General features: G+C 52.5%; 9 protein-coding genes and 2 pseudogenes. 7 read left to right on the top strand and 4 right to left on the bottom strand.

Going from position 1 to position 11,458, the window contains the following annotated elements:
* Positions 1 to 781, bottom strand: a 781-nt coding sequence (gene pgk, locus Q0231_RS14140) for a phosphoglycerate kinase (protein ID WP_299348379.1), incomplete at its 3' end; no start/stop codon positions are given.
* Between the two features lie 68 nt (positions 782 to 849).
* Here pgk and Q0231_RS14135 point away from each other — a divergent pair.
* The 4 genes and pseudogenes from Q0231_RS14135 to xth form a co-directional block, all read left to right on the top strand.
* Positions 850 to 1,179: pseudogene (locus Q0231_RS14135) on the top strand (ammonium transporter); the annotation flags it as partial.
* Positions 1,180 to 1,408: 229 nt separating this feature from the next.
* Positions 1,409 to 3,934 (top strand): DNA translocase FtsK, encoded by a 2,526-nt coding sequence (locus Q0231_RS14130; RefSeq protein ID WP_299348382.1) that lies wholly within the window; start codon positions 1,409 to 1,411, stop codon positions 3,932 to 3,934.
* Between the two features lie 95 nt (positions 3,935 to 4,029).
* A complete protein-coding gene (locus Q0231_RS14125) occupies positions 4,030 to 4,638 on the top strand; it encodes an outer membrane lipoprotein carrier protein LolA (RefSeq protein WP_269393410.1) in 609 nt (202 codons plus the stop codon).
* 88 nt (positions 4,639 to 4,726) lie between these two features.
* Positions 4,727 to 5,530, top strand: coding sequence for an exodeoxyribonuclease III (gene xth, locus Q0231_RS14120; protein ID WP_269393409.1), 804 nt, complete (start codon positions 4,727 to 4,729; stop codon positions 5,528 to 5,530).
* A 2-nt stretch (positions 5,531 to 5,532) separates the two neighbouring features.
* Here the strand turns inward: xth and Q0231_RS14115 are convergent, their stop codons facing one another.
* The 3 genes from Q0231_RS14115 to Q0231_RS14105 all read right to left on the bottom strand — a co-directional run bounded on the left by Q0231_RS14115 (position 5,533) and on the right by Q0231_RS14105 (position 7,462).
* Complete coding sequence (locus tag Q0231_RS14115) at positions 5,533 to 5,979, bottom strand: cyclic nucleotide-binding domain-containing protein (RefSeq protein WP_299348375.1); 447 nt, start codon at positions 5,977 to 5,979, stop codon at positions 5,533 to 5,535.
* A gap of 15 nt (positions 5,980 to 5,994) precedes the next feature.
* Positions 5,995 to 6,678 carry a response regulator transcription factor gene (locus Q0231_RS14110; protein WP_269393407.1) on the bottom strand — a complete coding sequence of 228 codons (684 nt, stop codon included), beginning with the start codon at positions 6,676 to 6,678 and terminating at the stop codon, positions 5,995 to 5,997.
* Positions 6,679 to 6,781: 103 nt separating this feature from the next.
* Positions 6,782 to 7,462 (bottom strand): YggS family pyridoxal phosphate-dependent enzyme, encoded by a 681-nt coding sequence (locus tag Q0231_RS14105; RefSeq protein WP_299348371.1) that lies wholly within the window; start codon positions 7,460 to 7,462, stop codon positions 6,782 to 6,784.
* Between the two features lie 174 nt (positions 7,463 to 7,636).
* On the opposite strand from Q0231_RS14105, the gene leuS reads away from it, so the two are divergent.
* The 3 genes and pseudogenes from leuS to Q0231_RS14090 all read left to right on the top strand — a co-directional run.
* Positions 7,637 to 10,222, top strand: coding sequence for a leucine--tRNA ligase (gene leuS / locus Q0231_RS14100; RefSeq protein WP_299348368.1), 2,586 nt, complete (start codon positions 7,637 to 7,639; stop codon positions 10,220 to 10,222).
* Positions 10,209 to 10,694, top strand: a complete 486-nt coding sequence (gene lptE, locus Q0231_RS14095) for an LPS assembly lipoprotein LptE (protein ID WP_299348365.1) — start codon at positions 10,209 to 10,211, stop codon at positions 10,692 to 10,694. Before leuS ends, lptE begins: the two co-directional genes overlap by 14 nt.
* Positions 10,691 to 11,458 (top strand): annotated as a pseudogene (locus tag Q0231_RS14090) (hypothetical protein); the annotation flags it as partial. The gene lptE and the pseudogene Q0231_RS14090, both read left to right, overlap by 4 nt.

Below are 11,458 nucleotides of genomic sequence, written 5' to 3'. Positions count from 1 at the left end.
CGATCTCGCATCCTGCGGCTGTCGCCTTGGCAAGGATCTCGCTGGCAGTGCCTGTCATCTCATGCTCGGCCAGTGATTTGCCCACAGCAATGCCCTGGGCCGCGAGAAAGGTGTTCGCCATCCCGCCGCCAATCACCAGATGATCAACCTTTTCAACCAGATTGCCCAGCAATTCCAGCTTGGTTGACACCTTCGCGCCGCCCACAACGGCGACCACAGGGCGCTTGGGCGTGCCGAGGGCGGCTTCCAATGCGCTGAGTTCCTGCTGCATCAAGCGGCCTGCGCAAGAGGGCAGCAAACGCGCCAGACCTTCGGTGCTGGCATGAGCGCGGTGCGCGGCGGAAAAGGCATCGTTGCAATAAATATCGCCCAGCTTGGCGATTGCGGCGGCAAAATCAGGATCGTTCTTGGTTTCGCCCTTGTGATAGCGGGTATTTTCGAGCAGCAGAACCTGACCGCCTTGCAACGCGCCAGCCGCAGCTTCGGCCCCTACGCCAATGCAATCCGCAGCAAAGAGCACGTCACATCCAAAAGCACTCTCGAGAGCGGGCACCAGTTGTTGCAAGCTCATTTCCGGCACGCGCTGCCCCTTGGGGCGCCCGTAATGGGCCAAAAGGATCGGCATTCCGCCAGCTGCGAGGATATCCTTGACCGTTGGCACGATCCGCTCGATCCGCGTTGCATCTGTCACCACGCCGTTTTCCATGGGAACGTTGATATCGACCCGCGTCAGCACGCGCTTTCCTGCAAGGTCCATTTGATCCAGTGTTGTCCAGCTCATCTTCGTTTCCCTCTCGGCGCGGTTACATTTGCGCCTGTCTTTGCCGTTTGACGGCCCTATCGTCAATGCTTGCCTTGTTCATCGGCGCAATGGGTGGCGTGATTGTTGTCTTCGCGGTTCCATTGCTCGACAAACTCAAAATCGACGATGTGGTGGGTGCGATCCCAGTTCACTTGCTCGCAGGTATCTGGGGCACATTGGTTACCCCACTCTCAGGCTCAGGTAACTTTGGCACCCAGATTATTGGTATCGTTTCCATTGGCGCCTTCACCATGATCTTGTCTGGCGTGGTTTGGTTTATTCTTAAATCAACAATTGGCATTCGGGTCTCAGCAGAAGACGAAGCTCTCGGCCTTGATAAGGCAGAAGTTGGTGTTGAAGCTTATCCAGAGTTCTGAACAAATCTGAACCATGACTGATGGCGCTTCCGTCATCGCAAAATCAGGGGCCCCGCGGTATTTCCGCCGGGCCCCTTTTTGATGCAAAAGTTAGCCACAAATTAACCATGCCCCCTTACGTTAAGAATTGAGTTATTGCGTAAAATGAGATCGACCATTGGCTGTTCACACATCATCCGCTTTGAAAAAACAAGAAAATACACCAACTGCGATCGCGGTCAAAATACCACTGCGACTAATTGGTATCCTATGTTTGACCAGCGTCGCCTTTGTCATTTTGGCCTTCATGTCTTGGTCAGTGAATGACCCAAGCTTAAGCTATGCCTCAAGCGATCCGGTTAAAAACTGGCTCGGTTATCCCGGCGCTGTAGTGGCGGATACCATGTTCCAATTCTTTGGCCTAAGCGGTTTATTGTTCATTACCCCACCCGCCATTTGGTCCCTTTCCCTTGTCCGAAAAAAGATTCCATTGCGCTTTGGTCTGCGTGTTGTCATGTGGCTATGCGCCCTGTTGCTCACCTGTGGCGTGTTAGCGTTCATTCCAACACCGGCCACATGGCCGCTCCCTACGGGGCTGGGTGGTATTATTGGATTGGGTTTTTCCGCTGTTGCAGGATTTGTTGTGGGCGAAGAAGTGCGCGCGTCGGCAGGCTGGTTGTTTTCCATCATCTTGTTCACCCCGGCCCTTGTCAGCTTTTGGATCGCGATAAAGTCAGGCGCTCGTTTTGGTCTTGAACCCCAAACCGACAAGCATGTGGACAAAGATGATAAATCTGATGAGCCAAAGTCGGCCCTACAATGGGTGGGGGCAAAACTGTCCGCCATGTTCACAATATTGCTTGGGGCTCTCACCCACCTTGTGTTCTCTACCCATGTAAGCCTCAAGAAAACATGGGCTGAGCGCAAAGCCCAAAAAGCTGAAGCTGAAAAACAGCCTTGGCGCCAAGGCGAGCAAGAACCATCGCTCGCTCCGCAAACCCATAGCACCCCAGAACAGCACCAGCGCCGGATTGAACCACGTTTTGAAAATCATGCGCCCGATCAAACTCACCATACACAAGAAGTAGACGACTATATAGACGTTGAACCTGACGATTACGCCCAACCCTACTCCGAACCCGCACAAGCTTCGCATGCGCCAGTAGCGACTGCAAAGCCAAGCCCAAGGGTTACCGCTCCCGCGCCACGTCCTGCGCCTGGCCGCCGTGTGGTAGCAGAAGCGCAACAAAGCCTATTGGGCAATGACACATTTGAATTGCCTGAACTCAGCTATATGGCTGAGCCGCCAGTTTCTAAAACTGCCCGCGAACATTTGCCCGAAGTGTTGGAAGACAACGCGCGAATGCTCGAAGGTGTGCTTGAAGACTTTGGCGTACGTGGTGACATCATCAATGTACGCCCCGGCCCAGTGGTCACCCTTTATGAATTAGAACCCGCGCCGGGCATCAAATCATCACGGGTGATTGGTCTAGCCGACGATATCGCCCGCTCTATGAGCGCGATCTCGGCCCGTGTTGCCGTGATCCCTGGCCGCAATGCCATAGGCATTGAATTGCCAAACAAGACCCGTGAAACCGTTTACTTGCGCGAAATGCTTGGGTCCGCCGACTTTGAAAAAGTCAAAGGCAAATTGCCCCTTTGCTTGGGCAAAACCATTGGTGGTGAACCGGTGATTGCTGACTTGGCCCGCATGCCACACTTGTTGATTGCAGGGACAACCGGTTCTGGTAAATCGGTGGCGGTGAACACATTCATTCTCTCACTGCTTTATCGCTGGACACCAGAGCAGTGCCGCTTGATCATGATCGATCCAAAAATGCTCGAGCTATCGATCTATGATGGCATTCCCCACTTGTTGACGCCGGTTGTGACTGATCCAACCAAAGCCGTCACCGCCCTGAAGTGGGCCGTGCGCGAAATGGAAGATCGCTACAAAAAAATGTCCAAAATCGGTGTGCGCAATATCGATGGATTCAACCAAAAAGTTGCAGAGTTCAACAAAAAGGGCGAGGTCATTTCGCGCACCGTGCAAACCGGTTTTGACAAAGAAACCGGCGAAGCGATTTTTGAAAGCGAAGAGTTCGAACTAGAGCCCCTACCCTTCATCGTCGTGATTGTTGACGAAATGGCAGACCTTATGATGGTTGCGGGTAAAGACATCGAAGGCGCGATCCAACGGCTTGCACAAATGGCGCGGGCGGCGGGTATTCACTTGATTATGGCGACACAGCGTCCATCGGTTGATGTGATCACGGGCACCATCAAGGCCAACTTCCCAACCCGGATTTCTTTTCAAGTGACCTCAAAAATCGACAGCCGCACCATCCTTGGAGAACAAGGAGCGGAACAATTGTTGGGCATGGGTGACATGCTTTACATGGCAGGCGGCGGTCGCATCAAACGTTTGCACGGCCCATTCGTCGCCGACGGCGAAGTTGAAACCGTGGTCAATCATCTCAAAGCACAAGGTTCCCCCGAATACCTAGAAAGCGTGACCGAAGAGAGCGATGAAGGCGGAGAATTAGGCAATTCAAACCTTGGCAACTCCGGCGACGAACTTTACGACAAAGCTGTCAATATTGTTTTGAGCGATAGAAAAGCTTCCACCAGCTACATCCAACGTCGCCTGTCCATCGGCTACAACCGCGCGGCAACTTTGATTGAACGTATGGAACAAGAGGGCGTTATTTCGCCCGCCAACCATGCAGGAAAACGCGAAGTACTGGTGGGCGGTGAAGAAGACGCTCCGTTCTGATTCACGTGAAACTTTGACCCTAGCACCTCACGCTATTGCCATATTGTAGCTTTATGAGTTTGTTGAACACCTCGATACGAACCAGCGGATTATTTATGCGCCCCTTTGCCAAACCCTTATTCGCCATTCTGATCACTCTCAGTTTTGTGACATCCAGCAACGCCCTGGATCGCACCCTAACGCCAGAAGAAACTCAGATCATAAATGACATCAGTGCGCACCATTCCGCCATTGATCAAATGGCCGGACGATTCTTACAATTAGACAGCGCCGGCAATCGCTCTGAAGGCATTTTCTATTTGAAGCGCCCAGACAAAATCCGCTTCAAATATGCCCCTCCTTCATACGAAGAAGTCATTTCCGTAGGCAAAGGCTTTTATGTGATCAACCGCAAAGACCGATCAAAATTCGCCTACCCCCAATCACGTGTACCTTTGCGCCAGTTCCTGTCCGATACGATTGATCTGTTTTCTGCCAACATCACAGACGTGATCAAAACCGAGGAAATGATCGCGGTTAGCGTCGCAGACGACACGCCAGCGGGGCCCGTTTCAGTCACCATGATTTTCAACCTTGAAACCAAAGACATTGACCAATGGACCCTGACCGAGCCTAACGGCAACGAGGTGACATTTTCTATGTATGACACCACAACTGAAATCGATATTCCAAAAGCCTATTTCTACCTACCAGACTACAAGTAGGTTTGAGCGAAAAACGGGTGGACCCAATTTGCTAAGCTGCCAATATATAGCGGTTGGCGATTCGCCACTTTTTGCTTAGGGAGCACATATGTCGATTTCGGTAGCCACATGGAACATCAATTCAGTGCGTTTGCGCTTGCCCATGGTCCAAGATTTTCTTGCGGACCACAAACCCGATGTTTTGTGCTTGCAGGAAATTAAATGTCAAAACGACCAGTTCCCTAAAAAAGCGTTTGAAGAATCCGGCTACACCTATCAGGCCGTCAATGGCCAAAAAAGCTATCATGGGGTGGCCATTGTTTCACGCATCCCAATGGAAGATCACAACGCGCGCGAATTCTGCGCCATGGGCGATGCTCGCCACATAAGTGGTGTTGTTGAAGCGCCATTTGGCAAAACCCGTATTCACAATTTCTACATTCCAGCGGGCGGCGATGAGGCCGATGTTACAATCAATCCAAAGTTTAAACACAAGATGGATTTTTTGGCTGAATTGCAAGACTGGTTTGACCACGAAGACTTTGATGATGGCCATGTGATTGTTGGCGACTTCAACATCGCCCCACACGAGAATGATGTTTGGTCCCACAAGAAACTGCTCAAAGTTGTCAGCCACACCCCAATTGAAACCGAATTGCTGGACGCCATTCAAGCACGGCGAAATTGGGTGGACGTGGTGCGCAAACATATTCCGCACGACGAGCGGCTATTTAGCTGGTGGAGCTACCGCTCAAAAGATTGGAGCCAATCTGACAAAGGTCGTCGGCTCGACCATATTTGGTCAACGCCCGATGTGGCTCAGCACTCAACACAAACCGTGGTATTGCGCGACGCCCGTGGCTGGTCAGAAAAGCCTTCGGATCACGTGCCGATCATCTCCCACTTCGGGTAAGATTATTGGTGCACGTCCGCTGCGCCCAACGCATGGACATATCGATTTATTGACAATTTGATCCTTGCCGCAACTTTCGCGGCAAGATCTGGGTAGTTTTCAATCAAACGCTTGAAGTGCGTGCGCGGCACAAAAATCAATTCGCTATCTCTTGTGGCGGTGACGGTGGCCGGGCGCGGCTTATTCACGATCAAAGCTAACTCGCCAAAGGTCATCCCCTTTTGGTCAAGGGCTGGCCCAGACGATTTGGAACCGGTATGGCTGGACACCAAAGCGCCCGACACCAAAACATATGCCCCATCCGCAATCGCCCCTTCACTGAACAATATCTCGTCAGCGGCGAGCTTGCGCGTATCACTTACGAACCCGATCAGCTTGAGCTGCTCGTCACTCAAGGTTTGAAAAGGGTCCGCAAGTTTTAAGATGGCTGTGATTTCTTCAAGAGACATGTCTTATCCAGAACTCTATGGCACCAGGCGGTAACCGCCCTCTTCTGTCACCAACAATCTTGCATTACTTGGATCGCGTTCAATTTTTTGGCGCAAGCGATAAATGTGGGTTTCAAGCGTATGGGTGGTCACACGATTATTGTACCCCCAAACTTCTTGCAGCAACACATCGCGGGACACCGTTTTTGCGCCCTGTCGATAAAGGAACTTTAGAATTGACGTTTCCTTATCGGTCAAACGCACCTTGTTGCCATCTTCGGTTTCAAGGGTCTTGGTCGCGGGTTGGAAATTATACTGCCCGATGGTGAACACCACGTCTTCACTTTGATCATGCTGGCGCAATAAGGCGCGGACGCGAGCCAGCAAAACGGAAAAGCGGAACGGCTTGGTGACATAATCATTTGCCCCACTTTCCAATCCCAAAATCTCATCCGAGTCACTATCGTGCCCGGTCAACATCAAGATCGGACTTTTGAACCCATCTTGGCGCATAATCTTTACCGCTTCGCGCCCATCCATATCCGGCAGGCCAACGTCAAGCAGCACCAAATCAAATGGCGAGGCTTTTACAGAACGCAGCGCCGTTGCCGCATCTGCGCCCTGCGTGATTTCAAATTCACGATAGTGAGACAGTTGATCCACCAATGACTGGCGCAATTCATCTTCATCATCCACAATCAAAAGCCGACGCTTATTCATTTTATTGCCTTTTGTTGGCCAACACCAAAATTCAAATCGAAACGCTAATGTAGACATTAGCTGTTAACATCCCAATCACAAGCCCGTGTGAATTTCGTGTTGGTTAATGGGCGGAATAGTCGCGGTGTCCAAAAATCGCAGATCCAACCCGAACATATGTTGCGCCCATCTCGACCGCTGTGTCAAAATCTGCACTCATCCCCATAGAGAGTTCATGCAAATCTGCGCCCTTGGCCAATTCCGCCAGCTGCGCAAAGTAGGGTGCGGAGGGTGCTCCTGCAGGCGGAATACACATTAGACCACGCACATCCAAGCCATAAGTGTTTTGACATGTTTTCACAAATTCAACGGTTTCACTTGGCGCGATCCCAGCCTTTTGCGGTTCCTCACCAATATTCACCTGCACAAAGACTGGCAGCTTCCGTCCACTCGCTGTAAATTCTTTGGCCAAAGCCTTTGCCAGCTTTTCTCGATCCACGGAATGGATCACATCAAACAAAGCAACCGCATCTTTTACCTTATTGGTTTGCAGCGGCCCGATAAGGTGTAAAACGATCCCATCATATTTCTCTTTTAAAGTAGGCCACTTGCCTTGTGCTTCTTGCACGCGATTTTCGCCGAAGTGTTTTTGGCCCGCGCTCAAGATCGGATCGATCTGATCTGCGTCAAAAGTTTTGGACACCGCAATCAATTTCGGCGCCGGCGCATCTTCGCTCAATGGTCCAAAACGCAGCGCCGCTTCTTTGATCCGCTGGTTTACTTCATCTAGTTGTGCGATACTCATATTTAACCTCAAATCACTTGTACCCTCTATTTGAATCATTTTTCGCCCATGAGCAAACGATTCAAAGCCAATCCATATTGACCCCACCCCCCAAATCTGGTGAAGGTCGGTGCAAAGCTTAAGTATTGGGCACAAGACCCAATCGAACATGACGACCTAAAGGACATATAAGACGTGACCGGCACCAACTCAGAACGGTATAATCCGCGCGAAAGTGAACCCCATTGGCAAAACGTTTGGAACGAGCGCAAAAGCTTCGTGTCCAGCAATGAGGACGATCGCGAAAAATACTATGTCCTTGAGATGTTCCCCTACCCTTCTGGTCGGTGCCATGTGGGTCATGCCCGCAACTACACAATGGGCGATGTGATCGCGCGCTACAAACGGGCTAAGGGTTACAATGTTTTGCATCCCATGGGTTGGGATGCGTTCGGCATGCCGGCCGAAAATGCGGCGATGAAAAACAATGCCCACCCCAAAACCTGGACCTACCAAAATATCGCGAGCATGAAGACCCAGCTGAAGTCTATGGGCTTTAGCTTGGATTGGACACGCGAGTTCGCAACTTGCGATCCTGAATATTATGCGCAGCAGCAAAAACTCTTCATCGACTTTTTGAGCGAAGAACTGATCTACCGGAAAAGTTCAAAGGTAAACTGGGACCCTGTGGACCACACCGTGTTGGCCAACGAACAAGTGATCGATGGACGCGGTTGGCGCTCGGGTGCTTTGGTCGAGCAAAAAGAGCTGACCCAATGGTTCTTCAAAATCACTGACTATGCCGAAGACTTGCTAAACGAAATCGACAATCTAAATGATTGGCCGGAAAAAGTTCGCTTGATGCAAAAGAACTGGATTGGCAAATCTGAGGGTTTGACCATTCGTTGGGCGCTTGATGAGACAACAGCCCCTGAAGGATATGACGATCTCGAAGTTTATACCACCCGACCTGACACCATTTTTGGTGCCAGCTTTATGGCGGTGGCAGCAGATCATCCTTTGGCGCAAGAAGCGGCTAAATCAAACCCCGAGTTGCAAAGCTTCATTGAAGAATGTCGCCGTTTGGGCACGTCCGTTGCTGCCCTTGAAACGGCTGAGAAGCGCGGCTTCAATACCGGGATTCACGTGAAACACCCCTTTGATGAAAATTGGACACTACCGATCTATGTGGCCAACTTCGTTTTGATGGACTATGGCACCGGTGCCATTTTTGGTTGCCCATCCGGGGATCAACGAGATTTGGATTTTGCCCGTAAATATGATTTGCCTGTCAAAGCGGTGGTGATGCCGGAAGGTGAAGACGCTGCAACATTTGCGGTTGAAAATGAAGCCTATACAGGCGAAGGGCAAATGATCAATTCGTCCTTCCTTGATAGCATGACCCCAAAAGACGCTTTTGAAGAAGTGGCCAATCGGTTGGCCAAGGTGGATATCAACGGCCAGGTACAAGGCGAGCGTAAAGTGAATTACCGCCTGCGCGATTGGGGCATATCGCGCCAACGCTATTGGGGCTGCCCCATTCCCATTGTCCACTGCGACAATTGCGGCATTGTGCCTGTACGCGAGGAAGATCTCCCGGTCAAACTGCCCGACGATGTGAGCTTTGAAAAACCTGGCAACCCGTTGGATCATCACCCCACATGGAAAGACACCCATTGCCCAACCTGCGACGCCCCTGCCCGGCGCGAGACAGACACAATGGACACATTTGTGGACAGCTCATGGTATTTCGCCCGCTTTACAGCACCACATGCTTCCACACCAACTCAGCCAAAAGCGGCTGACGAATGGTTACCCGTTGATCAATATATCGGCGGCGTTGAGCACGCGATTTTGCACTTGCTCTATTCGCGCTTCTTTGCCCGCGCGATGCACAAAACAGGCCATTTGCCCGCCAAAGCGATTGAACCCTTCGATGCATTGTTCACGCAAGGGATGGTGACACACGCGATCTTCAAGACCGATGGTGCTGATGGCCGGCCGGTTTATCACTACCCTGAATCGGTCGATCTTCGCGACGGTGGCGGCTTCCTGAAGGACGGCACGCAGGTCGACATCATTCCCTCTGCCAAAATGTCCAAATCCAAAAACAACGTCGTTGATCCGGTGGCGATCATCGACCAATACGGCGCGGACACCGCGCGTTGGTTCGTACTGTCCGACTCCCCTCCTGAACGCGATGTTGAATGGACGGCCTCCGGCGCTGAGGCAACGCACAAGCACCTGTCGCGCGTCTACCGCATTGCGGTTGAATCCGCGGGCAACACAGATGCTGCCAACGATCAGGACGAAGCCCTGCTGCGCGATATGCATAAGGCAGTCCATGAAGTAACGCAGGGTGTCGAATCCTTTGGTTTCAACGCTTCCATCGCTAAGCTTTATGGCTTTACCAATGCTATCGCCAAATCCAAGGCTGGCGGCGACACGAAACGCCAAGCGGTCAAAGCTCTGGCGCAATTGATGTCGCCAATGACGCCGCATCTGGCCGAAGATATCTGGGCGATGCTGGGCGGCGAAGGCCTGATTGCGAATGCGCCATGGCCCGTCGCCGATGAGGCCATGCTGGTCGAAGACACCATAACTATGCCAATCCAGATCAACGGCAAACGCCGCTCTGAATTGTCCGTGCCAAAAGACATGAGCAAGGAAGAGGTTGAAAAACGCGCCCTCGCGGATGAGGCTGTAATCAAAGCGCTGGACGGGGCCACCCCGAAAAAGCTGATCGTTGTACCGGGCCGGATCATCAATGTTGTCATCTGATAGACGCCACATTCTTAAACTTCTTGCAGCACTGCCTTTGGCGGGCTGCGGATTTGCGCCGGTTTATGGAACCGAAGGAACAGGGCGGACCTTGCGGGGTCGCATCGCTTACCGCGCACCCGCCACACCCGAAGGGTTTCGTCTGCGCACACGTCTCGAAGACCGGCTGGGCCGCGTTGAACAAGGTGATTATCTGCTGACAGTCCAGATGAGCATTGGCGAAAGCGCGCTGGCCATCAGCTCTGCGCAGTCTATCACCCGCTTTAATCTGCCGGGCACCGCAACATGGGTCCTGAGCGAGCCGGGCAATGATACGCCTCTGGCGCAGGGAACGGCATCGACATTCACCGCCTATTCGGCAGCAGGCACAACGATTGCAACGCGCGAAGCACAAGACGACGCCCGCGACCGTCTTGCCATTGCGCTAGCCGATCTGATTGTCACCGACATTATCATCGCCTCAGCCGGATGAAACTTTCTGCCCGCGATGCCAATGCCTACTTTCGCAAACCCGATCCAAAGGGTGCGGGCATTTTGATCTTTGGCGGCGACGCAATGCGGGTCGCCCTGAAACGCCAAGAGGTCATTAAGGCACTCGTCGGGGCGCAGGGCGAAGAAGAAATGCGCCTGACGCGGATGTCCGGTGCTGATCTGCGCAAGGATCCGGCAATGCTAATTGATGCCATTAAGGCACAAGGATTCTTTCCCGGCCCGCGCGTGGCCTTTGTCGAAGACGCCACTGATGGCATTGCAAAGCTCGTCACCCCTGCCTTGGCAGATTGGGCAGACGGCGATGCGCAGATCGTTATCACGGCAGGGCAGCTTAACGCACGGTCGGCCTTGCGCAAATTGTTCGAAGGCCACCCATCGGCCTATGCCGCAGGCGTTTATGACGATCCGCCCAGTCGCGATGAAATCGAAACCTCGCTGCGCGCGGCGGGACTGACGGCGATTGGCAACGACGCGATGAACCTGATTGTGTCCCTGTCGCGTGAAATGGCGCCCGGGGATTTGCGCCAGACCGTAGAAAAACTGGGCCTGTACAAGATCGGCGACGACAGCGAAGTCACCGTTGCAGACGTCGAAGCCTGTGCGCCTTTGTCCAATGAGGCCGACCTTGATGACATCTTGAATGTCGGCCACGTTCAGACCGAACCGTGCCGCGTCATCGCGGCGGATCTCCACGTCGATAAAGTTGCCGCCCACTACGCGCTCAGAATAGGCGCTCGCGGTGTT

Origin of the sequence: uncultured Maritalea sp. (assembly GCF_937139385.1) — a bacterium.
GTDB lineage: Bacteria > Pseudomonadota > Alphaproteobacteria > Rhizobiales > Devosiaceae > Maritalea > Maritalea porphyrae_A.
This window is presented reverse-complemented; position numbering and strand designations above follow the sequence as displayed.